Here is a 25,153-nt window from a genome sequence, read left to right on the forward strand (position 1 = left end):
TTAGAAATTGTAACCCAAAGTAAAGTAAAACTTCAGGTCTTCCGTCTCATAATTTCGAATCGGACGAGCCATATCAAATTTGACGTAGTAGTTCAGCAAGACCGTTCGTAATCCAGCGCCATAGCTTTGCAGCCAAGGACTGTTGAAGTTGTTCAATACGATCACAAACGGAGAGCCTTCCGTATTAATCACCTCCGTATTTTGGTCGTTGACACGCTCCCAAGGTGCAAACTCATCCCACGCCGATCCGACGTCGTAGAACCCGACAAGTTGGAAATTGCGAATGAAGTTGGAAGTGATGTTTCCACGGGTCAGATAAGAGAAAAGTGGAATCCGCAACTCGGTGGTAAAGGTGATGACCTTATTTCCCCGGATCTCGTCATAGTCATAGCCTCTCAGATCCACGAAATCGGCAAAGAGAATATTTGAATTTTCGACACCACTTGGATTCCTTATCGGAGAAGGCTCGGGTCTGTTGGACGGCGGATTATAAAATTCATTAAACAGCCAGTTGTCCATGCCCCCAACTAGGTAATCTTGTGGGTTTTTGCCGAAAAATCCGCCGACGTAAAGCTTGGAGGCCAGAGTAATATTCTTGTGTATCTTCTGGTAGTTTCTCAGATCAAGATAGAAATTGCTGAACGAGCGGTCTCCGTGATTCAATCCCTGATAATGCTGAAACCCAATTTTCCCCTTCAAACCGGTAAACGAATACAGTCCCATAGGCTCAGTCTTGTCAAAGACAAACTCCACCTTGCCTCCAAGATAGTTGACGTCAAATCGGTTTTGCTCGGGAACCTGTCCGTAAATCAGGGAATCGGGATTAAGGTTGAAGTACTGGGATTTGGCAACGAAAGGAGCCGCGTAGATTCTGGAATTGATATTCAAAGGATACGAAACGCCGGCTTCTACCTGGGTCAGCACGTACTTTTGAAAAGTAATGTCACTTTGTTCAACCCTAACGGTCTTCCGGTCAAATCTCCCCCGGAAATCCATGCGGCTTTTCAGATACTCGTATTCAAACCAGATATCTCCACCTGAATTGAAATCCAACGCAGTCATGATCCCTCCGGTAAACACATGGTTATCTAGAATGTCCGTCATTTTCCCGTCGAGATTGATTCCAAATCCGCGCAACGGGTCTACCACAAATCTGGTGTTGATGTGATTCGTAAAAAACTGCGGTTCCATCCTCTTGGGGCCAGAAACCCGCTTTTGCATGGATTGCTTCCGGAAAGTCTCGAGTAGATTGGTCCGATTGAGGTCCGGTTTGCCAGCTGCTGTACTAGTCGATGGCTGCGTCTGGGGCAGCGTATCAAAGGTGTAATTTTCGGTATTGACTCCCTTTCTGGATTCAAATCGCAATCGATCCAGATTGATCGAAGAGGTCTTGTTCGTCACAACGGTATCCACTTTGGGTAGCTGTTCCGTTTGAGGGGCAGCGGTGGGAGTTTCGGTCTTCTGGGCAGCGCTGGTCCTTGACTCTAGAAGCCTACGGGCTGCCAGACGTTCATTTAAGTCTTTTGCCTGAGCCAGTTGAATTCTAGGAGTACTCGGCGTGAACTGATCTGCACCACTGTAGCCCTCCACATAGAGATGAGATTCTTTCCCGCTGCGCAGCGCATAGGCGATCTTGTTCATCCTGCTGGTAATGTCAAAGACCTCAACGCTCTTGTCAAATGCCGAGATCTGATTAGACACCTGATTGCCGATATTGAATCGCATCAGATTGGTAATCCCACTGAGATCGCTCATATACAGGAGCGTATTGCTGTTGACTTTTCGCGGATGCGTGTTTTTACTGTTGGAGTTGGTCAGTCTGGTAAAAAAGGTCGTATCCTTCAGGACGTCCACCCGGAAAAGATTGTATTGGTTCGGTAAAACTTTGATATCAGGCGTCGCCGTCAAAACGGAATCTGGCAAATCGACGAAATTGGTCGAATAGACTATCACAGAATCATTCAAAAACGCAGGACTCAAATCATCAAAAATATCGTTGGTGAGCCGCTTGCCTTGGCCTCGCACGTTCAGGGTATAGATATCGGTTTTGCCATTGGAAATGGCCGAAAGGACCATGTTTTTTCCGGATTCATTAAAATCGAGACTCAGGATTTGGGTAATATTTCTGAGGAAAATCTTGTCCTGATTGGAACCATCGATCGACCGAAGTCGCAGCGTCGTGAATCCTCTTTTGAAAGAGGCAATCGCCAGATTGGCGGAATCCCTCCAAGCAATGATCGGCGAATACAGATTCGGAGTCAACTCGTCGAAGCTAGCTCCTCCCTGAAAGACAGTCTGCTCCTGACCAGTGGACAGATCCCGGACGATGACCTTAAATTTCCCGGCATTATTCAGCACGTAGCCCAACATCAGCCCGTCAGGACTAAACTTGATATCGCTGATTGCACCATCCACCCTAGAGGAAGTCTTGGCGATAGACGATTCCGGATTTACATTTTTGAATGATGTGTAAACCGGCTCATTTACTTTGAGATAGTAGCTTTTCCAATCATCAAAAAATGCCTTCGCATTCACTCCAATCGTATTTGCAATGCTGTTTTCCTCATTCCGGTTGATTCTGGACAGGTTGAGGATGCTGGAGATATAGCGGCGTCCGTATTTTTCAGAGATGTAATTCCAGATCGATTGCCCTACAAGACCAGCTTCGATGCCGGTCAGGTTGAGGATTTTTGGATTGGAGGTTTCCTTGATGTACTCTCGCATGAAATCGTCCATCTCTCGGCTCCAGCCTCTGGCCAGATACAGGGCCGCTCCGTCGATGTACCACTCTGGGAAATCATTGATCAGATTGGACTGAAACGCATCCGCAACAGAGGCGCCATAGAGCATCTCCCGGATGATCACTTTGGACGTAGCGAAGATGATATCCTCTTTGAATTGATCGATCCTTCCTTTGTATGAAACCTCGGCGATCAATCGGGTAAACTTGGTCTGACCGTCTTCGGAGTATTCCTGTACGTTCAGGTTCAAGTTACTTTGCAGCGCTTCTTCCGGAGAATTGTAGATGTAAATCTTTGGCTTGGTGTACGCCACATAGCCGATCATCTGGGTCAACTTGTCAAATTCCCCTTCGAGGTAGTCAATTGCCATCTTTGCGTTTGGCCCACCGCGGTCGTAGTAATAGACCTCAAAATTGTTGGACGAATAAAAATACCATTCGATCTCTTTGTGTTGAACTCGGTTTTTGCCAAATCGCTCTTGGTCAAATTGTGCCAAAGCAGAGGTATAGCTACCCAGGATAAGAAAAAGGAGCAAAAGTCGAAAGACTGTGTATCGCATTCGGGTCGGAATTGATAGGTTTTAAATATACTTAAAATACCGAGCTATATTAACTTCAGCACTAATTGGCTGAGACTTTATAAGATAATCTGCCATCATTTTACTAAAAAACGGAGTGAGCGAAACACCTTTGGCTCCAAAACCATTGAAAATGTAAACGCTATCTTCTCTTGGATGTTTGCCCAGAAATGGTTTTCGGTCTTTTGTCGCTGGGCGGATGCCGGTTTTATGGCTTTTCACCTCCGTGACAGGGACTCGGACGAGGTCTTGGAGCTTTGCCAAAATCTCGCTTTTAGCAGTTTCGGTCGGCCCAGTTTCCAAGTCATGCCAAGTGTAAGTCGAGCCTACGCGATAAATTCCTTTGCTCAACGGAACTCGGAAAACTCCACGGTTAGCGATGAAATCAGGATCAAAATCCTGGGCTACTTCCAGCAGCTCGCCTTTGACCGGAGCAAAGGGCAAATAGCTAAAGAATCGACTTTTTGACGCTCCCAGCCCGTTGCAATAGACTATGTTTTTTGCAAAAACAGTCCCATATTTCCAGCCGTCGGAGGTATTCTCCAGCAGCGTTTCATCGAAACCCTCCAGCCTCAGCCGATCCGAGAAATATTCCGCCATTCCATCCAAATACTCGTTGATGTTGAGCCAGCCGGACATTCGCAGCAGGACACCGCCAAACGAATCCCGCATCTGTGGATATTGGCTCTCTGTAAAGATCGTCTCGATAAACATCCCGATCGCCGGATCACTCGAATGCCCCATCCATTCATTTTGCTCCTCGATGGACAGGAAGGGTCGGTATATCTTTTGTCGGGTCAAAAACTGTCTTCCCGTCAGGTGTTCCAAGTCGCTGTAAAACGACTCAATCTCCGGAAAAAGCTCTTCCGCCTTCCAGGATCTGACCATCTTTCGTCCCGTGACCGGATTGTACAATCCTGCGGCAACCCGGCTGCTTTGATTGGATTCCGGCTGGTCAAAGAGCAAAAAGGTTTGCCCCAACTGCTCCAGCCGATAGGCCAGCGCGGTACCTGCCAAGCCCTGTCCAATGATCAAAAAATCAATTTCCATATCCCAAATTAAAGCCATAATTCATTACTTTGCTGCGATCACGCAGACTTTTGCAATGCTTCATATCAAGTCCTTCACCTTCAATCCCTTTCAGGAAAACACCTACCTCGCTTACGATGATCAAGGCATAGCCGCCTTGATTGATCCGGGCTGCCACACGGCGCCCGAGCGGAGAGAACTGGAAGATTTTGTGACAGCAAACGGGCTGAAAGTATTGCACCTCCTCAACACTCACTGTCACATCGATCACGTGTTGGGAAACGCCTGGGCTAAGAAACGATTCGGAATACCACTTTGGATTCATGCGATGGAAATCCCGGTATTGAAATCCGTCGAAGTCTACGCTCCGAACTATGGCTTTCAAGGTTTTGAGCCAACGGAAGCGGATCATTTCCTGGAAGAGGGACAGGAATTCAAGGTTGGAGAAGAGACTTTGAGCGTGTTGTTTGTGCCGGGGCATGCTCCTGGGCATGTGGTTTTCTACCACAAAGGCAGCGGACAATGCATCGTTGGAGACACGCTCTTCCGGGGAAGCATCGGCCGGACTGACCTGCCTGGAGGCAATCACGATTTGCTGCTGGAAAAGATCAAATCCCAGCTGTTCACACTACCCGCTGATACCGTCATCTATCCCGGGCATGGACCGGAAACCAAGATCGGATTCGAAAAAATTTACAATCCCTTTGTCGGAGAGAGGGCAGTCCATTGAACATCAAGTCGCAAATACCCAATACGCTGACCCTCCTGAATCTGCTTTTCGGAGTGATCGGGATCATCTGGGTGCTGGAGGGACAAATCCTGGCAGGCGCCTATTTTGTATTGATTGCCGCAGGATTTGATTTTCTGGACGGTTTTGTAGCGAGACTGCTCAAGGTCCAAAGCGACATGGGCAAAGAACTCGATTCGCTTGCTGACGTCCTTTCCTTCGGAGTCTTGCCCGGCCTGATTCTATTTATGATGGCAAAGAATGCCACTCCGCCGGATTCATATCTTCCGTATCTGACGCTGATCGTCCCAATGCTGTCAGCCTACCGACTCGCCAAGTTCAATCTCGACACCCGACAGAGTGATCGCTTCATCGGTCTTAACACACCGTCAAACGCACTCTTCGTCAGCACACTCCCGTATCTGGGACTGAAATGGCCGGTGATTGGCGAGTGGCTTTCTTCCCCTTGGACCCTGATCGCCATTGCCTGGATTTTCGCATTGCTGTTGATCTCAGAGATTCCGATGATCGCGCTAAAATTTAAAAGCACCTCATTCTCAAAAAACCGGTTCAGATACGCATTGATTCTGCTGAGTTTGGCAGTTTTCGCAGGCCTTCAGCTCGCAGGTATTCCGCTGGTGATTTTAGCGTATATTGGTCTATCTGTGATCGAAAACGCAACCGGAAGTGAATGAGGAAAGCTGTCACCGCTTGGGCTATTTTGCTGATCTTCGGCTTTCTTTCCGAGATTCCTCAGGCCTCGGCACAATCTTTCCAATTCAAAGTCAGCAAGCAGGGAGTGTACAAAGTCTCCGCAAGTCAAGCCGCTGATCTGGGATTCGCCAGCCTCTCCGACATCAGCGTCTTTGGCTACCCCGGCATGCTTCCGCAAAAGCTCGATTCCGTGCAGCTGAGCTTGCAGGAAATCCCAGCATTAGAAAGCGACGGCAACCTCTATTTCTTTCTCCCAAACCCCAACATGACTTTCTACTCCTCGGAAGGACTGACTTTTTCTCCCCATCTTTTTGAGGATTCGCTGAGTTTCCTCATCGGGAAAAAAGAAACTCCGCTCCGACTCACCGAAAAACCAGCCGATCCCGACACCGCCGATCCCAACGAAATCTGGTACAGTTTCACGGGGTTCCACGCGGACAAAACCAACCTCCTCAACTCCGGCCGAAGCTGGTATTCTGACCCGATCCGATCCGGTCAAAGTCTCAATATCAACCTCGGACTCCAGACAGCAACCGACCATCCCTGGGTCTTACAGGGCGCTCTGATGGCCCAATCCTACGCCTCCTCCACGATGCGGGTCCTTACTGGCAATGAGTTGTTCGGGGAAGTTACCTTCAGCCCGATTCCAAACTCCACCTACGGCGTCAAGGGACGGGAGGAAGTCTTCGGCTGGACGATCAGCCCGGGAAACTCACTTGCTCAGCTTCGCTTCACTTTTCAGGGAAGTGGAGCGGAGTCTGCGGGATATCTGAATTACGTTATAGTCGGAGTCCCATTCTCGAATTCGGCTTTGACGGAGGGCATCTTCGAATCGACCGAAAATCAGAAAATATCCATCTCTCCGAACTTCAAAACCTGGGAAGTCAGCGATTTTTTCAACCCGATTCCATTCAATACTTCATTGGGAAAAAGTGCTTTGGGTAAAAAATGGATAGTCTTTTCGCACGAAAAAACTCAAGAAATCACGGAATTCAAGCCAGTGTCTCTTAGTCTAAGGATACTAGCCGCTTCGCCAGATCTGATGATCATCACCTCCCCGAGCCTCTTGTCATCTGCCAATAAACTTCGGGATCATAAAAGATCCCGCGGTCTGGAAACGCTCGTGGTCACGACGACGGAGATCTACGAATCCTTTGGCTATGGAAATCGCGACATCACCGCTATCCGCAATTTCATCGCTGCGGTCTACCACGCCGAAAAACGCCTGAAAAACGTCCTGATCCTCGGCAAAGGCACTTTCGACTACAAAGGAAAACTGGGAGGCAGACCCAACCTAGTCCCCACATACAGCAGTCGCGAGAGTCTCAATCCATTGACCACCTTCAGTTCGGATGATTACTTCGGCTTGGTAGATTGGGGACAGGGGTTTTGGGAGGAGTCGCGAGAAGGCGATGAATTGCTCCAAATCGGCGTAGGAAGGCTGCCGGCGATCAACTTTGACGAAGCCAATGAGATGGTGGAGAAAATCATCCGCTACGAGACCCATCCTGTCCGCACGCCAAAATCCTCCACGGTGACATTTTTGGCAGACGACGGCGACAACAATATCCATGTGCGTGATGCCGAGTCTCTCGCTGGATTTTTATCAGAAAATCACCAGGAGTTTCTTCAGCAAAAGCTCTACCTCGACCGGTTTGATCAGGAAAGTGCGGGAGAAAACCAGCAATCTCCTCAGGCAAAATCAAGCCTTCAGAAAACACTCGACGAAGGCACGTTGATCCTGAATTTTATCGGACATGGCAACGAAACCACCTTGACTGCAGAGGAAGTTTTCAGAGTCGAAGACCTTGCCGACTGGCCAATGCAGGAACAATTGGCGCTTTGGGTCAGTGCCACCTGCGAATTTGGCCGGCACGACAGCCCCTTTATCAGATCCGCCGCGGAGGAACTTCTTGCTGCCAAAGGAAAAGGCGCAGTGGCACTCTTGACGACCGGACGACCCGTCTTCAGCAGCGTCAACTTCTCTTTGAACAAGGCTTTTATCGAAGAAGTCTTTGAGAAAAAAGACGGCCGATATCAGGACCTGGGGGAGATTTTCAAAACCACCAAAAACAACAGTCTCAACGGCTCCCTGAATCGAAATTTCTCGCTTCTCGGTGATCCGAGTCTAACACTCGCCTTACCTGATCTTGAAATCAAAGTAACGTCAATCGAAGATGGCAAAACGGGCATCGAAACCGATACACTTAGCGCCTTTCAGCAGATTCGTCTCACAGCAGAAGTCCTCGATCCGCTGACCCAGTCGCTTCAGTCGGGGTTTCAGGGAGAATATCAGATCGAGTTGCGCGACAAGCCCGTACAGGTCCGCACCTTGGGGGACGAAAGCAATCCTTATGAGTTTAGTGAGGAAAAGACGCTGATCTTCAAGGGAACCGGGAAAATTGAATCCGGTAAGCTCGAGGCGAGCTTTCTGATTCCGAAGGGGATCGATCCAGAATTTGGAAACGGCAACCTTAGGATAAGAGGCTGGGACGTCAACTCCGGACTGCAGGCAATGGGGAGCGAAATACCCGTGATGGGCGGCTCAAAAGCCGACGAATCAACCGACACAGATGGGCCGGAGATCAACTTGGTGATCAACGGACAAACTGGCGAACCATTTGTCTTTCCCACTCCAAATCTGCAAATTGAAGGGTTGCTGTTTGACGAAAGCGGCATCAACGTCTCCGGATTCATCGCAGGTCAGGATCTTAGCATCCAAGTCAACGATCAGCCGCCCACAATTCTTAACGAAGAATATTTGGCTTTGGAAGGAGGCTATCAAAAAGGGCTGTTCAACGCCCTTCTTTCGGGATTTACGGAGGGAAAAAACACGATCACCGTCACTGCTTGGGACAATGCCGGCAACGAGCAAATCAGAACTTTCGAAGTAGAAATCAAAGGCAGCGACATCCTGCAGATACTCGATCACAAAGTTTATCCAAATCCTGCGTCCGTCGAAACTCACTTTGAAATATCCCATAACAGACAGGGAGAAAACCTACTACTCAGTTTAACGGTTTACTCGCTGACCGGTCAAATACTATTTCAGGAAACATTTCGTTTGCAAAGAGCCCCCAAAAACATCGGAAATTTGTCGTGGTCTTTTTTGCAAAGCCAAACGAAATATCCAGCAAAAGGAACTTATATTTACAAATTAACGCTACAGTCAGAGTCTGATTTTAACTCAGATTCGGTAAGCGGAAAACTAGTGATTCAATGAACAAAAAGGCTGAAAAAAGCATCAGGAGCATTTTATTATTTGCCTTCCTAATTGCTGGCTTCTCATCTTTCGCGCAAAACAGTGTGATCATTTCTGGCCAGGATCCCAATCGCCGAGTGATTACAACTGCCGTGCCTTTTCTGAATTTTGCGCCAGATTCCCGCGCCTCTGGAATGGGAGACGTCGGAGTAGCCACCTCTCCTGATGCCAATTCCGCCGCTTGGAATTCCGGAAAACTCGCATTCATCAAGGATGATTTGGGATTTTCGCTTTCCTATTCTCCCTGGCTTGGGAAACTGGTCAACGACATGTCGTTGAGCTACCTGACCGGATTCAAAAAAGTCGACGAAAACTCCGCCTTTGGCTTTGAGATGCGCTACTTCAACATGGGCGACATCCAATTGACTGATGGCACTGGCAATCCGCTGGGAGAATTCAATCCTAGAGACATAGCTATTGGAGGTACTTATTCCAGAAAACTCTCTCAATACTTCGGGTTGGGCATTTCCGCAAGGTTTATCTATTCCAATCTTTCAGGTAACCTCTCCTCTTCCTCCGGATCTGAGGCTAAGGCCGGCACCAGTGTTGGAGCGGATATTGGGCTCTATTACGAAAAACCAATCTTCGCAGGCGCAAAGGATGGCACGTGGTCTTGGGGTCTGGCTATCACCAATATCGGCCCAAAGATCACCTACAACAGCGCTGAAGACTTAGATTACATTCCTACGAATTTCCGATTGGGAACCGCCTACCGACTCAATCTAGACCCAAACAACTCCCTGACTTTTGTCTTTGATGTTAATAAGCTGATGGTGCCAACCCCTCCTCAATATAAGACGAACGAGGATGGTTCGCTTGCCACTGATTCGGAAGGAAATCTAATAATAGAACCTGGAAATGGAAAAGACCCCGACAGAGCTTTAATCTCCGGGATGTTCGGCTCGTTTTCTGACGCTCCCGGAGGATTTGAGGAAGAGATGAAAGAATTTACACTTTCGGTTGGAGTCGAATACATCTACGCCGAGAAGTTTGCGATCCGCACCGGCTATTTCTACGAAAATCCCAGCAAAGGTGGCCGCAAATATTTTACCATGGGCGTAGGGCTTGACATCAAAAAAATCGGGTTCGATTTCTCCTATCTCGTACCTCAGGTACAAAATCACCCGCTCGCAGAGACACTTCGTTTTTCTTTGCTTTACACCATCCCAAGCAATTAATGGATCTTGACCGATCAAAAGCACCGGAGTTTATCGTTCCGGCAGATTTTGAATTGCCTTCCCCGCAGACACGACACCTTTCCGAAAACAGAAAGCTATACTACATTCCCACGCCTGGTCTGGACGCCGTCAAACTGGAGGTCTTGGGAAGCAGTCAACGGTTAACTCTCGTCCCGGAAAAGTCGCTCATTCCCTCTTTCACTCTCCAGATGCTGACCGAGGGCACACAAGACCTTTCGGAATCGCAGCTCTCCGAATTCTTCGATTTCCATGCGACCGAGGTGCACCCAATGGTCACTTATTCTCACGAAGGTCTGAGTCTGCTCACTACTAAAAAACACTTTTTCGAAGTCCTACCAGTGTTTTGTTCGCTCTTTGATCAAGCTGTTTTTCCGGAGGAAAGTCTGGAAAAAAGAAAGTCCCAGCGAAAACTCTCCATCAAACTGGAGCGCGAAAAATCAGCCTCCCGGGCAAGTGGACTTTTCCGAAAGGCTCTTTTTGGTGAAAGCCATCCCTACGGACTTGAAATCACCGAAGCCCATGTCGATCAGGTTGATCAAAAATCCCTGCTCGACTATTACCGAAATCAGCTTTGGGTCGACTCGGAATTCTTCCTTTGCGGCAATCTGACTTCAGCCGAACTTGGACAAATCGAGGAGTCATTGAATCACCTCCCTTTTCAAAAAGAGAACAGATCCTACTCACTTCCGACTGTATCCACGACCTTTTCTATCTCGGAGGACCGCGACGGAGCGCTGCAAAGCAGCATCCGTATCGGACATTGGTCGATCGCCAAAGATCATCCGGACTTTCTGGCGCTCTCTGTTTTCAACACGATCTTGGGCGGCTATTTTGGCTCGCGGTTGATCAAAAACATCCGGGAAGACAAAGGTCACACCTATGGCATTTTTTCCTCTTTGGCAGAGATCGGAAGCGTGAACTACTGGGTGATCGGAGCAGATGTTCAAAAAGCCCATCGGGAAATCGTGATCGAAGAGATCTACAAGGAAATCAACATTCTCGCAACAGAACCAGTCTCCCAGGATGAACTCGAAGTCGTCAGAAACTACCTGATCGGCCAAATGATCAGCAGATTCAGTTCCTCATTTGACTTGATGGATCGCTTTCGGGCAGTGCATCAATCCGGTTTGGATTTTGATTTTTACCGGAAAAAGCTGGCCTTCCTGAGGACATTTACTCCAGAAGACATCCTGGGGATTGGTGAAAAATACTTCTCAAGCCCGCGCTACATCGAAGTGGTGGTCGGCTGATCACCGCAGTTTCAGATAAAGCCAAGAGATATCATAAGCACCTTTTGCCCAGACCTTATACAGCCGAAATTCCAGACTTCTCAAGCCTAGTTGTTCTCCCAACTCTATCAGCTTCCGGGCCGGACCAAAATTAGCTGACCAAAGCGCATGCTTCAGCTCATAGCAGATCCGAACTTCCAGCGCCGCGTTTTCTTCCGCGCTTTCATTCATTTGGAGGATCTTTGCGCAGATCGTCACCGTACTCGGTAGCATTCTGGATTGTCGCGGACGGTATTGCGCCGCAGACATCGAGTCGGCATGCTTCCGCTTGACCACTCCGAAATGATCCGAAAAAACAACCGGATAGCTTCGCGCCAGCCGGAGTTGAATATCAAAATCTTCGTAAAAAAGAGATTCATCATAGCCTCCCTCCTTTCGAAGAACAGCCGCATCGAATACCACCGTCGGAGAACAGATGTAGCTCCTAGCGATCAACGTGACGTACATCCTGTTCAGGTCGGCTTCATCCACCAAAACTCCTGCTTTATCTCGCTTGTAGAAGGGCTTGATCTCCCCACGATGATTCAAGATCTGAGCATCGGAAAAGACAAAGCCTGCACCCGGACTCGCTTCCAGCGTCCGAATAGACGCTGACAGGTGCTGCGGATAAAGCACATCATCCCCAGAAAAATCGACTACAAAAGGACAGTCGACCTCCGCCAGAACCCGGTTAAAAAGCTTACAATAGGCTTCCGGCTTGTCATTAAAAATAGCCTTGATAGGTAGCTGCCCGGAGTGTTGATCAATCCAAGCGCGGACTTTCGCTTCGGTCCCGTCGGTACTCCCATTGTCCACTACGATCAATTCTACCGTGGGATAGTCCTGAGCGCGGACACTTTCCAGCGCTTCTTCGATCCAAGGGGCGTGATTGTATGCAATGCAGATCACGGTGACTTTGGCTGCGACGCGCTCGCTCATAGCTTCCGACTCCAGTTGATCTTGTTGCTGATATCGTTCGAAAAGCGTGACTTGAAGAACATCAAGCTGTGATTGGCGCCGGCATCGGTATCGGACGAGCCCAAATCTATGAAATTTGAATTTTGGTCCGACGCCAGTTGAAAAAGCTGAAAAAGGCACAGCTCGCCAAGATTTTTCAGGTGGGATTTAGGCCGAATTGCGGAAAGGAAATAATAGAAAGAATCCGGCAGAAGCTTTACGGCAAGCGTATGGGCGATTGCCAAGCCGTCCTTTGACACGCTGATCAAGAAGTATCGCTCAGGATAGTCCGACACTTGAGCGATCAGCCTTTTGTCGTCAAACTGGGCATCGTATCCTTTCTCCTGATTCCAGCTTCTGATCTCCTGCAAAAAGCCAAAATTTTGAATTGGCCCGACGTGAACCTTCACGCCAGCCTCTTTGGCCTTTGTCTGGTGTTTCGACTGCTCTTTTTTTACCAGTCTTTTGATCCTTTTCTTCCCGATGAAAAATTGATGACTCAGAACAGAATCCTGAACAAAACCATTTTTGAACAGGAGGTAATTGATCAAATCAAAATTGGTCTCATAGGGTTTGGGAGGCTGGATGATCCGTACCGTCTCGATTTGCCGGTGTTTCAACTCGTCTAAAACAGCGATAAGAAAAGCCTCCATCGCGGCGGAAGAGAGGCTGGCCTCACAGCTGACACCGCCAAATGGCGACTGAGGAAGCGAGACCGCCTCGGATTTTCTTGAAATGGCAAAAGTGATCGAAGCTTTGGTTTTGCCTTTCTTCACCCAGTTGAAATCCAGTTGTTCGGAAAAACCCTGCGTCTCACAATTTCTCAAAAAATAGGAATGGGATCCCCCGACGGAGGATTCGACCACCAACTCATGAAGATCAGTTTCCTTCTTGTAAGCTTCCAAAATAGTCTTTGTCTCTGATGAAATCCTTTTCCGAAAAAGCCCGATCCGCAAGCCCAAGCAACACCGCATCGCTGGAAAACCGGATTGAAACCCAGTTCAGCGGCGGAACAAATAGCCCCGAACCAGGACCTTCGAGTGTGAAAACCGCCTTGCTTCCTTCCACACCATCCACGCTAATTTCCAGTCGTCCGCTCACCGCAACAATCACCTGAGACTCTTCCCAATGCGCATGATTGCCGCGTGACTCTCCCGATTTGACTCCCGATATCCAGAAACAACGGAGAATCCCCTTGGGAAAAAGCAATGGATTTTCCCAAAAATGGACAGATCCGCTGTCATTTATGTTGCCCGGAATCTCGATATATCTCGGGGTCTGATATTCCAATTTCACAGCTTTTGAATCTTTGCTTGTATGACTAAAAGTAAGACAAAACAGGTTAACCGCCCGTTAGCCTTCGGTTAATTTTCTATTTTCGAATCCGCATTTCCCCATACCTGATGCCTGATTTCCCTGACAGTCCTGACTCAACTGATTCCTTTCTCACTTTGGCAGCGAAGAGCGAAAGCATCTTCAAAGAGCAGGGGAGCAAATTCCTGTGCTTTGCCTTTCCTGTACGATCTGAAGAAGAGATCAAAATCGAACTGACGGCGCTCCGAAAGAGCTACTTTGACGCAAGTCACCATTGTTTTGCATGGGTTTTGGGAAGAGAAGGCGCGCATTTCAGAGCCAATGACGACGGCGAGCCAAACCACTCGGCTGGCGATCCGATCCTGGGCCAAATCAGATCCAATCAACTCACCAATGTGCTGATCGTGGTGGTCAGGTATTTTGGGGGAACCAAACTTGGAGTCAGTGGACTGATCAAAGCCTACAAAATGGGCGCTGCGCTAGCCATCGAGGAAAATCAAATCATCAGGGAATGGGTGAAGGTCACGCTAAAACTTACGTTTCCCTACCCAGCGATGAACGAGGTGATGAAAGTGGTGAAAGCTTATGAGCTGGAGATTCTCTCACAGGAGATGACTCTTGATTGCCGCATGGTCCTTTCCCTGAGGGAAGGTCTGGCTTCCCAAGTTCAGGAGAAATTAAAAGATATCCAGGATTTGGTAGTTACTGGCGATTGAACAGCGTATCCAAGTAGCCCCCTTCCCGCAGCAAATTGAAGATTTTCAAGCAAGCCCAAGCATCAGTAGCGGCATAGCGCTGCTGCTTCTCGGTCAGAATTTCGGATTCCCAGTTAGACACTTGCTCAGACTTGGAAATCCGGATCTTCAGCACCATCCCACTGAGATTTCTCACACCCACGTTCAGAAAACCTACCTTTTTCAACTCATCATTCAGATCAAAAAAGGAAAGCGGATAAAAGCTATCCGTCAGTTTCCCCAAGCCCTTGAGATCGTCATGGACAGCAGCACCGATCTTCACGACATTCTCCTTTTCCATGAGATTGCGGAGCGATTCTGGGAAACCGATCTTGTTCAATCTGAATAGAAATGCCTGCGTGGAGGTTGAAAGCTGCAAGAGCGACACGTGATTGAACTCCCCCTTTCTAAAGGACGGCTTCGTCTCCGTATCAAAGCCGATGATCCGCTGACCCGCCAAAAACTCCACTGCTTCATCCACTTGCTCAGGATGATCAATCAGGAATATCTCACCCTCAAACTGGCCTAAAGGCAGCTCATTTACTTCTTCTTTGGTAATACTCAATGGAATCATACTAACTCTTCTTCCGGCTCATAATAGTGAATTCCGATCTTCAAATAACCGTATAAAATGGTCATAAACGGACTGATAATATTAAAAAAACAATACGGCGCATAGGTCAAAGTCGCGACTCCCAACACGGATGCCTGAGTCGCTCCGCAGGTATTCCAGGGCACGAGTACGGAAGTGACCGTGGCAGAATCTTCCAGCGTCCGGCTGAGATTTTCGGGTTTCAAGCCGCGCTTCCGGTACACATCCGCGTACATTCGACCCGGCACTAGGATCGCTAAATACTGATCGGATGTCGTGAAGTTAAAAAACACGCAAGTCGCCGCAGTGGACGCTATCAGCGAACCTACGGAATGAACTTTCCGGATTACCGCTTCGGCCAGCACGCTGAGCATGCCACTTTCTTCCATGATTCCCCCAAACACCATCGCGCAGATAATCAGCCAGATCGTGTTCAGCATTCCGCCCATTCCCCGTGTCGTGAGGAGGTCATTGACAATGTCATTGTCTGTCACAATGGCAATCTGCCCATAGAGTGACATCATCACAGCCTTAAACCCAAGATAGGAATAGGAACCAGAATCATTAGCAATATAGGTGACGATCTCGGGTTGGAAAATCAAGGCAAAAACCCCACCCAACAACGCTCCGGCGAGCAAAGCTGGAACCGCCGGCACTTTGTTCAAGATCATAATAAGCACAACCAGCGGGACGATAAACAGCCAGCCACTGATATTGAATCTTGTTGAAATCGCCTCGGAAATCGCCTTGACGTCATCCACGCTACCCGCGGTTTCATAATTCAAACCGATGATGGCAAACAAAATCAGGGTGATGATCATGGTCGGCGTGGTCGTCTTTGCCATGTATTTGATATGGGTGAAAAGATCGGTACCTGCCATGGCGGGAGCCAAATTCGTAGTATCGCTCAGCGGTGACATTTTATCTCCGAAATAGGCACCCGAAATGATCGCCCCGGCGATGATTCCCTCTTCAAACCCAAGCGCTTTGCCGATCCCCAGTAGCGCGACGCCTACCGTCGCAACGGTCGTCCAACTGCTTCCTGTAGCGACAGAAACCACCGCGCTGATGAAGCACGCCGCCACGAGAAAGATTTCGGGGCTCAACACCTCTAGGCCGTAATAGATCATGGCCGGCACGATTCCACTCAAAAGCCAGGTACCTGCCAACGCCCCGATCAAAAACAAAATCAAGATCGCGCCCATTGCGGAGCTGATACTTTTGACAATCCCATCCTGGAGCGCTTCCCAGCTTATCCCTAATCGAAAGACTGCGATAGATGCAGCCACTGTCGCAGAAAGAATCAGCACGATCTGGTTAGAACCCGACAAGCTGTCAGTACCAAAAATCTGAATATTGATAATCAGAAGGCCTATTAAGAATAGTATGGGAATCAGTGCATCAAGGATACGGGGAGCTTTTGGCAGGCCTTTCATTCAGTAAATCCGACGGTTTGGTGGGCTTGAATCTAAGTAAAAAAATCAATTACATCTTTGAAAGCAGCTGAGAAAGCTCCTTCCCGACCTGCCATCCGAGCGCTACTCCCATGCCTCCCAATCGAACCGCCACTGCGGTCTTTTCCCCAATCGGCTGAATCAATGGGCTTTTCTTCGAACCAAAGGCCATGATACCGGTCCACTCCATTTCCCATTCGATTTCTTGGTTGGGAAGGATGACTTCTCTTGCCAGCTGCTGCAGGTAAGATTTGATCTTGGGATTGGTCTCGAATTCGACCGTTTTTTCTTTTTCAAAATCCTTATTTCGCGCTCCACCGAGCAGCAGGCGTCCATCGATTTTTCTGAAATAAACATATCCTTTGTCTAGGTGAAAAGAGCCTTTCCAGGGGATTTTACCAGCTATAGGCTTGCTGAGCAAGACCAAGCCCCGACCCGGCTCCACATCAGACTCTGGCCATAGTTTCTTTGAAAATGCATTGGTGCAAATGGCAACCTTATCCCCGGAAAACTCGAAAATGCGGTCCTTCGCCATATTTTCTGCAATGATTAGCCCGTCGTCTTTTTGAACCTCGACCACACTCACCCCCGTCAAAATCTTCACACCCAGTTCAGATGCTTTTTCCCAGAGTGCTCCCAGATAAGCTCCGGGATCCAACTCGCCTTCAAATTGATTTTCGACGACCAATTTGACCCGATCAGAAAAACCGAATTTTCCTGGTTTTTTCACAATCGAAAAAACATCCTTTTTGAAGATCTTCTTCAGCATTTTGTTGACCTCATCCATTTGATCTGCTGCAGCGACATTTTCAGCTTCCAAAAGTTCAAACCCGTGATTAGCCTTGTATTGGAGCCTCGCATCGCCAAAGTTTTCACGAATCTGGCAAAGACCTTTGTACCGTCTTTCAACCAAGCTAAAAACCTCCTCGGGCGTCATCTTCCAAAAATCATCCAAGATCTCAGTCAAACTTCCAAAACAGGCAAATCCGGCATTTTTGGTGCTTGCACCCGTTGGAAGGACGCCTTTTTCCAGGATCAAAACGCTCGCTTTGGGATGTTTTCGCTTATAATGTACCGCTGTCGATAGGCCGGTAAAGCCCGAACCGATCACGATAAGATCATACCTGAAAAAGTTTTTTTTCTCCCAATAACTGAACATTGTCCGGGTATCGTTTAAAATTTGAAATGAGTTATCTAATTTGAATCGAAGCTACCGCAATTGAACCCAAAAACGATGAGAAAAATTGATTTGCTCCTGGATGAATACGGTGAAAGTCACCGTAATGACACCAATAAGTTGATTCACTGGTTTTGCGTACCGGCGATCTTTTTCAGCGTAATTGGCCTGATTTTCAGCATTCCCACCGGGTTTCTGCCGGACGCTTTGCCTTTTATGGGAAGCTTTGCCAATTGGGCCACCGTAAGCCTGGCACTCGTGTTAATCTACTATCTCTCGCTCTCGGCGCCGTTGACTTTGGGGATGCTCTTCTTTTCTGTATTTTGCCTGGCACTGGCCAATTTCCTCAATCTGGCTTTCCCTGGCAAACTCTGGGCAATCAGCCTCGGCATCTTTGTGATCGCCTGGATAGTCCAGTTTGTGGGACATAAAATAGAGGGGAAAAAGCCTTCATTTTTCAAAGACATCCAGTTTCTGATGATCGGCCCGGCCTGGCTGATGCACTTTATCTATAAAAAAATGGGCGTCCCCTATTAATCTGAGTAGATTGTTCTGGACGTTTTCTATTGGGGAAAAAGCGTTTGGACTCGCTCGATTGCCTGTTGATTTTTGAAAGAACCAATGCTGTTCAGGATAGACCTCTTCTCCTTGGCAGTCAATCGCCAGTTGAGTGACGCCCGCTTCATGGTCTCTTGCGAGCCTGTTAGTTGCTCAATCTGAACTTGCTCCGGGGCGTATTCAAACTCGATTCTTTCCATGGCAAAGGGCATCGACTCATCCATGTAGTTAAACAGGACTTCGTTTTGAATCGTCTGCACATTGTCCCAGTTGATGTAGATATTTTTTAGCGGAGTAAATACTTTTTCGAAGATCCGCGGCGGTTCCGTATGGGGGATTTCGGCTGATTTCTCAGAATCCCGGATAGAAACTAGGACGACTCCACTCGTATTTTTTGCAATCCAATCCTGGAAAACATACAAAAACCTCAGTGCATCCTGAATCCCGAAATTGTCAGAGAGGCCGGTATCCATGGTTTCCATAACAGGATCCGACGGCAGCTCTACATTGGGAGTGATGAAGGGAAAGGTGGCACTCATCCTCAGAGCGCTTAGAAATCGGAGATTTTCCGCATCATGAGCAGCGTAAAAGCGGAGAAAATCAATGGATTGTTTCTTCTCATTCAGGCCGGATTTACCCATTACTGAGCTGCCGAGGTAGGACATGGACTGCGGTGCAATCACCAATTTCCGGCCATCGTTGGTCACCAGAGCCGTCACCGGCAGCAAGGCGATCTTTCCCTCTGCTTCGGGTTCTCGATAGGCCGAAAGGGGTTTATCTAGGATTTTCTCGGTATTGATGTTCAGCTGATTTTCGAAGGCGTATCCCCGATCTTTCAGATGGCTATATCCGCGGTACTCAAAGCGCTGATTCCGAATGAGCAGGTCGTTGACCAGCAACGTGAACAAGATCGGGTTGAGATTGTCGGCGGAAATCTGTGCTAAAAACTTGGGATCATTCGGGTTCACAGTCGAATCAGAGAGCGATCTCAGATATATTTCCCTGAAGAAAGCCTGGCCTATCACCCCTCCGGACGCACCGGTGTACAGTTCGGTATGTTTTGTCAGTTCCCCTCCCGTAACATCATGAATCGTCTGCAGCACATGGAGTGTCCAGAGCGCCGCACGCTGGCCGCCACCGCTCGCGGCCACGATGACCAACTTGGGAAGCGAATCATTGGGGAATTTGGATTTCCAGCTTTCCAGAATCTTGAGCGTGTTTTCTTTATCCTTCCTGAGCGTATCGGGGTGCGTGAGAGAATCCAGCCTCGCCAGCGTGTAGGATGCAGGAGCGATTCCATAATTGATCCCGTAGGCTTCGTGTGGCCGATTGAGAAAGGAAAAATTTGAGAGGTAATTGATGGAATATAGCATCAGGAAGACCACCAAAGTCGCCCAACTCCTCAGCCAAAAACTCATCGCTCCCACCAGCATCACCAAGATGGCCAAAAGAAGTGTCACACTCATCGCCGCCGGAAACTGCAGCACTTCTTTTTCCTTGAAAAAGCCCAAAAACAGAACTAGAAGGATCAGGAAGATTTGAATCAGAAAAAGATTCAGGTGATTTTGATCAAAGACACGAAGGAGCTTGATGGGCTCAAATCTTGAGATATCAGGCCGGACGTTGACGAATTTTAAGCGCAGATTCAGATAGCTGTTTACCTGATCGTTGAGGACCTTGAGTTCCTTGTACTGCCTCACCACATTGACGCGGGTGAACCGCACTTTTCGCAGTCTTTTGTCCAGCGTCCCTGCGAAAATGATGAAAAAATCCTTGTTGGTCAGTGCAAAATACCCAAAGATCAAACTGTAGCTGACGACTCCCCCAAGGGAGAACCCGAGGTAAAACTTTAGTACTTCCCAGTTTGAAGCAAGGTCATTGTCCAGTTGAAAGACGACGAATTTGATGCTGTAGATCAGGTAAAAAATCAGAGGAATGATCGAATTGTTGATACAAAAATGGATAAACGGCTTCGGCACCACGGCCAAAAACTTGAATTGCCGCCCGTCCATGATATAGGTCGTCATGTGGAATGCCATAGTAAGGATGCCCATCCCGATCCCAATCAAAAAGAAACTCAGCCATGAAACCTGATGCAGGTACTCCGGATCCAAAAACAGAAATGGGATCCCCAAGACAACGCCGAATTGCTCCAGAATCACTCCCAGCAAGAGCACCCATACGAGCACCAAAGTCAGGTTTTTCCGAAGATGAAGCAGGAAAAGCTGAACTGGGAAGCTGTATAGTATTCTCTCGCGCATGGGTGTATTGTTGCGCCCAAGATAGCCCTTTTTGATAATTACTCTTTGAAGATCTGGACAGTCGGCATTCCCAAACTTTCCAAACTGATTTTCAGCCAGTTGATTTACCCTCTACTCCTCAAAGGAAAGATATCTGATCAAACTATTCGCAGCTTTAGAATAGAAAAAGTACCTTCGAATCCCTAAAAGTCAAAAAGATGAGAACCTGGTTTCTGTGCAAAGTCAAGTACGCGAAAGAAAATGAGGAAGGCTTGCTTAAAAGCATTTCCGAGCAATATCTGGTAGATGCAGTGTCGTTTACCGAAGCCGAGGCGATTCTATACGACCGCCTGGGTTCTCAGATCCGCGGCGATTTTCAGGTGACCGGCATTAGCAAAAGTAACATTGTGGACGTCTTCTTCTACGAAGACGCCGATCTGTGGCACAAGTGCAAGATCTCTTATCTGGTCGCGGACGGTGAGAATGGCAAGGAGAAAAAAGTCACCCAGTACATGATTGTGACCGCTGAAGACGTACGTCAGGCTTATGACCGAATTCAGGAAAGCCTCAGCAATATGCTGGTCAGCTTCCGGGTGCCTGATATCACCGAGAGTTCGATTGTCGAGGTATTCCCTTTTGAAAAAGATGAAGTGGCAGAACAGCTTCCTCCGGGCAATTTTCGACCTGTCAATCAGGAAGAAGAGCTATAAAAAGAGAAAGGCCGCAAAAATTTGCGGCCTTTCTCTTTTTACCCAAGATCTGCGGAAGCTTGGTGATCGATCACAAACTGAATCAGCTCGTCCACAGCGATTCCTGCCCGCTCACTGGCATCTTGGATATCTTCGCGACTCACCTGGGCGGCAAAAGTCTTATCCTTCAACCGTTTTTTCACGCCTTTCACCTCCATCCCCGCATATCCCTCAGGCCTCATCAGCGAATAGGCGTGGACAAATCCGCTCAGCTCGTCAAAGGCATACAGCATTTTATCCATCTCCGACACCGGCTCCACGCCAAAAAATCTAGGTCCGTGGGAGGCGATCGCACGGATTATCTCAGGATCAATAGCCCGGTCTTCCAACTCGCCGATGATCTTTTTGCAATGCTGGTCCGGCCACTGATCCCAGTCGGCGTCATGAAGGAGCCCCGCCAGATACCATCTGTGGCTCACTTCGTTACCATACTCCTTTGACTGCGAAAAAACCCTCATCAAATGCCCGACCTGCTTCATGTGGACTTTGAGTTTTTCATTTTTCACCCAGTCATCCAATAGACGTTTCGCCTCCGATTCCGTCATCACGTTTCCTGAATTAGCAGAACTACCGAAAACCGAGCGGTGTAGAAGAAGTGAGCTATTTTCCATTTTTTATATACTTTTATGTATTTTGTATAAATTTTATTGCCTTACAAACCCAAATCAACCTATTTTCAACTACTTTTGAATATGCAAGATTGGGATTCCATACAAGTATTGGGCAAACTCGCCATTATTTCGGAGTATTTCCTTCAAATCACGCTGGATAAATCCGGAACGGTGATCTCCTCCGATTCGGGTATTGGTCCTGTACCGTCGTTTTTTGACAACAAGGAAAAACCCTTGCAATTTGAAGACTGTTTCTTGGCTACCGATTGGGCAAAATTCGAAAACCAACGAGTCAAAGCCTGGAAAAGCAGACACCAGTCCTTCATGGTTGATCTACAAAAAATCAACCATCCGGAGGGTACCACTATCTTGACTAAATGGGAATTCTTCTTCATTACCGGTGACTTTGGCACTTGCTTAGGTCTCGGTCATCCCGTCGAGCCGCTCCATCCGTACAATCTTGGCTTGGGAGAATTTATCGAAGGGTCGACCGGAGACAGCGAACTGATTAACGTCCTTCTCGAGAACAAGCTGCTGGGCTTTTGGGAGTTTGACATCGATGATAAGACAGACTCTATCAGTAGTGGTTTGGCTCAACTTCTTGGCTACCGAATCGAGGAACTTCAGCATTTGAAATCCATTTCTTGGCAGCAGCACATCCATTCGGAAGACTATCCCGAGATCGTCAGAGAAATCTCGCAGCACTTCAAATCCACGGGGAACCTTCCCTTCCGCAAGGAATTCAGAATTGTAGCCAAAGGCGGTCAAGTCACTTGGGTGATTGGTTTTGGAAAGACTACCAAGTGGGACTCGGACGGCCACCCAAAAAAGATTCAAGGGATGATCATCGACATCACCGAAAAAAAGAAACAGGAGATATGGATGAGAGAGCATCACTATTTTCTCCGGGACTTGGCGTTTCAACAGTCGCATTCGCTCCGGGCAAGAGTCGCCAACATCCTAGGAATCCTAGAAATCCTTGACACGGAAACCCAAACCCCGGAATCCAGAAAACTCCTGGATATTCTCAAAAAAGAATCGAAAAGTCTCGATCAGTCTTTGAAAAAAAGTATCAAAGAATCGGTCAGCCAAAACCAATCTTGGGAGCGGGAAATTAATTCCTAGACTACAAGTTTCTGATTTTCCATTTTGCTTTCAAGTAGCCCCAAACCAGACCGGGGCTTAAAGCTTTTTTCCTCGGGACGCCTCCATCATATCCCACATTTCTTGAGGTATTTGGTCTAGATTATTAAACTCTCCAGCGCCCTTGAGCCATTCGCCACCATCGATTGTGATCACTTCACCATTTACATAGGCTGAAAAATCCGACACCAAATAGGCAGCAAGATTAGCTAACTCCTGATGCTCACCTACTCTGCCAATCGGCACTTTCTTAGCCGGATCAAACTTTTTTACCAACTCTCCCGGCAGTAAGCGGCTCCAGGCTCCCTCGGTAGGAAATGGTCCCGGCGCAATGGCATTGGATCGGATGCCGTACTTAGCCCACTCCACGGCAAGGGATCGAGTCATCGCCAAAACTCCCGCTTTTGCAGCTGCCGAGGGCACCACATACCCCGACCCCGTCCAAGCATAAGTAGTCACGATGTTCAAAAATATACCGTCCTGTTTTTGAGCGATCCAATCTTTGCCCGCTGTCAATGTGACCTGCGAGGTTCCCTTCAAGACGATATCCAAGACCGTGTTGAAGGCATTGGTGGAAAGTCTTTCGGTAGGACTGATGAAATTGCCCGCCGCATTGTTGACGACCGCGTGGATTTGACCCAACTCCGATTTGGCTTTATCCCACATCGCCTCCACCTGCTCGATATCACGCACATCGCAACTCACCGGTACGACCGTGCCTCCGTTTTTGCCCATCATCTCCTTGGCAGTCTCGGTCAAGACGTCCAGCTTTCGGGATGAAATCACCAAATTCGCTCCCAGTTTCAAAAAATACTCACCCATCGACCGACCAAGGCCAGTGCCGCCACCCGTCACCAGAATATTTTTGCCTTCGAGAGATCCCTCACGGAGCATGCCTTCGTTAAATTTCATCGCTTTGAATAGTTTCGTTGTCGACCAAGTTAGCAATCAGGCGCGGTAATTGAAAGGAAGCGCAATAGATGCCATTACCATGAAAAAATACTTAATTCTTCTTTCAACTTCACTCCTCTTGGCCGCCTGTTCCGAAGACGTCGGCAAAGAGATCAACACAGATTTGGTGCAAGAGGCCGAACAGTTTTTCGGTTTTTCGGAAGCCTTCGGCGAAAGCTCATACCTGGGTAATCTCACCTACGAGGATTATTTGACGATAGTATCCGCCGAATTGCCGGGATGTCCGACGATCATCCAAAATCCGGACACGAAGATCATCGAACTGGATTATTCGGCTCCACAGGAATGCGAACAGGAAAACCCAGGTCCCCGAACCGGAAAAATCATCCTTGACTTCACACTCGCAGATTCAGTGAACGCCAACTGGTCGCTTACCTATGACAACTACGCATTCAAAGGTTCCGAGTTCACGGGAACGAGGATGTTTATCAGGCTTTCTCCTACTGAGAACCAGGAAAGCTTTGAAAGCCTGACGATCAAGACAGGCCAGGGCCTCACCTTCGTTGCTGAGGGAGAGCTTTCCTACGTTATGTCGCGGCTAGATCTCGCTCCCGTCTCACTGACCACGAGAGGCCAGATCACAGGTCGAAATCCTGCCGGGAGGAATTTTTCGCTGGTGATCACCGAAGCCAGAGAACAACCCTTCCAATGCTACAGTGCTAGCTGGGAGCTGCCACAAAAAGGGAAAGAATCCTGGATCGTTTCAAGAACCGCTACCAGCAGTGTGGATTACCGGGTGAGTTTCGAGCCCACTGAGACTTGCAATCCCGTTGTAATCTCGACTTTGCCCGACGGAAGAAGCCTTCAGCTAAATCCATAAAACTTATATGAATTAGGGAAATTCACCCACAGCCATGAAAGTCGTAAAAGGAGTTACCACAACTTATTTACGATATGGACATGATAGAATTTCCCCAACTCATTGAACGAGGCTGCGGCCTTGATGTTCATCGCGACACGGTAGTTGCCACCGTTTCAGGAAAAGATCTGCCAGAGCAGACGTTAACCTTTGCCACCCATACCCAGGATCTGGAGAAGCTGATCGGTTGGCTTCAAAACCAAGGAGTAACCCATGTTGCTATGGAAAGCACAGGCGTTTATTGGAAACCTGTGTATTATGTTCTGGAAGGATATT

General features: G+C 48.1%; 22 protein-coding genes. 11 read left to right on the top strand and 11 right to left on the bottom strand.

Annotated features, from left to right (window positions below):
• Both G459_RS0107015 and G459_RS0107020 read right to left on the bottom strand, forming a co-directional pair.
• Nucleotides 1–3,300, bottom strand: coding sequence for a biopolymer transporter Tol (locus G459_RS0107015; protein ID WP_026967005.1), 3,300 nt, complete (start codon nt 3,298–3,300; stop codon nt 1–3).
• A 21-nt stretch (nt 3,301–3,321) separates the two neighbouring features.
• Nucleotides 3,322–4,368 carry an NAD(P)/FAD-dependent oxidoreductase gene (locus tag G459_RS0107020; protein ID WP_026967006.1) on the bottom strand — a complete coding sequence of 349 codons (1,047 nt, stop codon included), beginning with the start codon at nt 4,366–4,368 and terminating at the stop codon, nt 3,322–3,324.
• On the opposite strand from G459_RS0107020, the gene G459_RS0107025 reads away from it, so the two are divergent.
• The 5 genes from G459_RS0107025 to G459_RS0107045 are packed head-to-tail and all read left to right on the top strand — an operon-like array spanning nt 4,346 to nt 11,499.
• Nucleotides 4,346–5,077, top strand: coding sequence for an MBL fold metallo-hydrolase (locus G459_RS0107025; RefSeq protein ID WP_342664320.1), 732 nt, complete (start codon nt 4,346–4,348; stop codon nt 5,075–5,077). The two genes, G459_RS0107020 and G459_RS0107025, sit on opposite strands and share 23 nt — an antisense overlap.
• Nucleotides 5,074–5,769, top strand: coding sequence for a CDP-diacylglycerol--serine O-phosphatidyltransferase (gene pssA / locus G459_RS0107030; protein WP_026967008.1), 696 nt, complete (start codon nt 5,074–5,076; stop codon nt 5,767–5,769). Before G459_RS0107025 ends, pssA begins: the two co-directional genes overlap by 4 nt.
• Nucleotides 5,766–9,011: a type IX secretion system sortase PorU gene (gene porU / locus G459_RS0107035; RefSeq protein WP_026967009.1), complete on the top strand. Its 3,246-nt coding sequence runs from the start codon at nt 5,766–5,768 to the stop codon at nt 9,009–9,011. Before pssA ends, porU begins: the two co-directional genes overlap by 4 nt.
• Nucleotides 9,008–10,228, top strand: a complete 1,221-nt coding sequence (gene porV, locus G459_RS0107040) for a type IX secretion system outer membrane channel protein PorV (RefSeq protein WP_026967010.1) — start codon at nt 9,008–9,010, stop codon at nt 10,226–10,228. The genes porU and porV overlap by 4 nt, the downstream gene beginning before the upstream one ends.
• Nucleotides 10,228–11,499 carry a M16 family metallopeptidase gene (locus G459_RS0107045; RefSeq protein ID WP_026967011.1) on the top strand — a complete coding sequence of 424 codons (1,272 nt, stop codon included), beginning with the start codon at nt 10,228–10,230 and terminating at the stop codon, nt 11,497–11,499. The genes porV and G459_RS0107045 overlap by 1 nt, the downstream gene beginning before the upstream one ends.
• Here the strand turns inward: G459_RS0107045 and G459_RS0107050 are convergent, their stop codons facing one another.
• The 3 genes from G459_RS0107050 to G459_RS0107060 are packed head-to-tail and all read right to left on the bottom strand — an operon-like array spanning nt 11,500 to nt 13,764.
• On the bottom strand, nt 11,500–12,456 hold the full coding sequence (locus G459_RS0107050; RefSeq protein ID WP_026967012.1) for a glycosyltransferase family A protein: 957 nt from the start codon (nt 12,454–12,456) through the stop codon (nt 11,500–11,502).
• A complete protein-coding gene (locus G459_RS0107055) occupies nt 12,453–13,379 on the bottom strand; it encodes a hypothetical protein (RefSeq protein ID WP_051315111.1) in 927 nt (308 codons plus the stop codon). The genes G459_RS0107050 and G459_RS0107055 overlap by 4 nt, the downstream gene beginning before the upstream one ends.
• Nucleotides 13,354–13,764, bottom strand: a complete 411-nt coding sequence (locus G459_RS0107060) for a sugar 3,4-ketoisomerase (RefSeq protein WP_169725010.1) — start codon at nt 13,762–13,764, stop codon at nt 13,354–13,356. Before G459_RS0107060 ends, G459_RS0107055 begins: the two co-directional genes overlap by 26 nt.
• A gap of 113 nt (nt 13,765–13,877) precedes the next feature.
• Between G459_RS0107060 and G459_RS0107065 the strand changes: the two genes are divergently transcribed.
• Complete coding sequence (locus G459_RS0107065; protein ID WP_026967015.1) at nt 13,878–14,504, top strand: IMPACT family protein; 627 nt, start codon at nt 13,878–13,880, stop codon at nt 14,502–14,504.
• Here the strand turns inward: G459_RS0107065 and G459_RS0107070 are convergent.
• Genes G459_RS0107070 through G459_RS0107080 form a run of 3 tightly spaced genes read right to left on the bottom strand, consistent with a single transcriptional unit; the run spans nt 14,491 to nt 17,727 of the window.
• Nucleotides 14,491–15,096, bottom strand: coding sequence for a 3'-5' exonuclease (locus G459_RS0107070; RefSeq protein WP_026967016.1), 606 nt, complete (start codon nt 15,094–15,096; stop codon nt 14,491–14,493). The genes G459_RS0107065 and G459_RS0107070 overlap by 14 nt on opposite strands.
• Entirely contained in the window at nt 15,093–16,550 is a 1,458-nt protein-coding gene (gene nhaC / locus G459_RS0107075; RefSeq protein WP_026967017.1) for a Na+/H+ antiporter NhaC, read from the bottom strand. Before nhaC ends, G459_RS0107070 begins: the two co-directional genes overlap by 4 nt.
• Before the next feature lie 49 nt (nt 16,551–16,599).
• Entirely contained in the window at nt 16,600–17,727 is a 1,128-nt protein-coding gene (locus tag G459_RS0107080; protein WP_026967018.1) for an NAD(P)/FAD-dependent oxidoreductase, read from the bottom strand.
• 75 nt (nt 17,728–17,802) lie between these two features.
• Here G459_RS0107080 and G459_RS0107085 point away from each other — a divergent pair, with 75 nt between their 5' ends.
• Nucleotides 17,803–18,282 carry an Mpo1 family 2-hydroxy fatty acid dioxygenase gene (locus G459_RS0107085; protein ID WP_026967019.1) on the top strand — a complete coding sequence of 160 codons (480 nt, stop codon included), beginning with the start codon at nt 17,803–17,805 and terminating at the stop codon, nt 18,280–18,282.
• Between the two features lie 26 nt (nt 18,283–18,308).
• Here the strand turns inward: G459_RS0107085 and G459_RS0107090 are convergent, their stop codons facing one another.
• Nucleotides 18,309–20,564 carry a patatin-like phospholipase family protein gene (locus G459_RS0107090; protein ID WP_026967020.1) on the bottom strand — a complete coding sequence of 752 codons (2,256 nt, stop codon included), beginning with the start codon at nt 20,562–20,564 and terminating at the stop codon, nt 18,309–18,311.
• A gap of 197 nt (nt 20,565–20,761) precedes the next feature.
• Here G459_RS0107090 and G459_RS0107100 point away from each other — a divergent pair, with 197 nt between their 5' ends.
• Nucleotides 20,762–21,253 (top strand): DUF4494 domain-containing protein, encoded by a 492-nt coding sequence (locus G459_RS0107100; RefSeq protein ID WP_026967021.1) that lies wholly within the window; start codon nt 20,762–20,764, stop codon nt 21,251–21,253.
• A 38-nt stretch (nt 21,254–21,291) separates the two neighbouring features.
• On the opposite strand, the gene G459_RS0107105 is transcribed toward G459_RS0107100, so the two are convergent.
• Complete coding sequence (locus G459_RS0107105) at nt 21,292–21,903, bottom strand: hydrolase (RefSeq protein ID WP_026967022.1); 612 nt, start codon at nt 21,901–21,903, stop codon at nt 21,292–21,294.
• Between the two features lie 81 nt (nt 21,904–21,984).
• Between G459_RS0107105 and G459_RS0107110 the strand changes: the two genes are divergently transcribed.
• Nucleotides 21,985–23,028, top strand: a complete 1,044-nt coding sequence (locus G459_RS0107110; RefSeq protein ID WP_026967023.1) for a PAS domain-containing protein — start codon at nt 21,985–21,987, stop codon at nt 23,026–23,028.
• 57 nt (nt 23,029–23,085) lie between these two features.
• Here G459_RS0107110 and G459_RS0107115 read toward each other — a convergent pair whose 3' ends face one another.
• Nucleotides 23,086–23,958 carry an SDR family oxidoreductase gene (locus tag G459_RS0107115; RefSeq protein ID WP_026967024.1) on the bottom strand — a complete coding sequence of 291 codons (873 nt, stop codon included), beginning with the start codon at nt 23,956–23,958 and terminating at the stop codon, nt 23,086–23,088.
• A gap of 79 nt (nt 23,959–24,037) precedes the next feature.
• On the opposite strand from G459_RS0107115, the gene G459_RS0107120 reads away from it, so the two are divergent.
• Together G459_RS0107120 and G459_RS0107125 are read left to right on the top strand one after the other, a co-directional pair.
• A complete protein-coding gene (locus G459_RS0107120; protein ID WP_026967025.1) occupies nt 24,038–24,838 on the top strand; it encodes a hypothetical protein in 801 nt (266 codons plus the stop codon).
• 74 nt (nt 24,839–24,912) lie between these two features.
• Nucleotides 24,913–25,153, top strand: a 241-nt coding sequence (locus tag G459_RS0107125; protein ID WP_026967026.1) for an IS110 family transposase, incomplete at its 3' end; no start/stop codon positions are given.

The organism is Algoriphagus terrigena DSM 22685 (assembly GCF_000429445.1).
GTDB classification, from domain to species: Bacteria; Bacteroidota; Bacteroidia; order Cytophagales; family Cyclobacteriaceae; genus Algoriphagus; species Algoriphagus terrigena.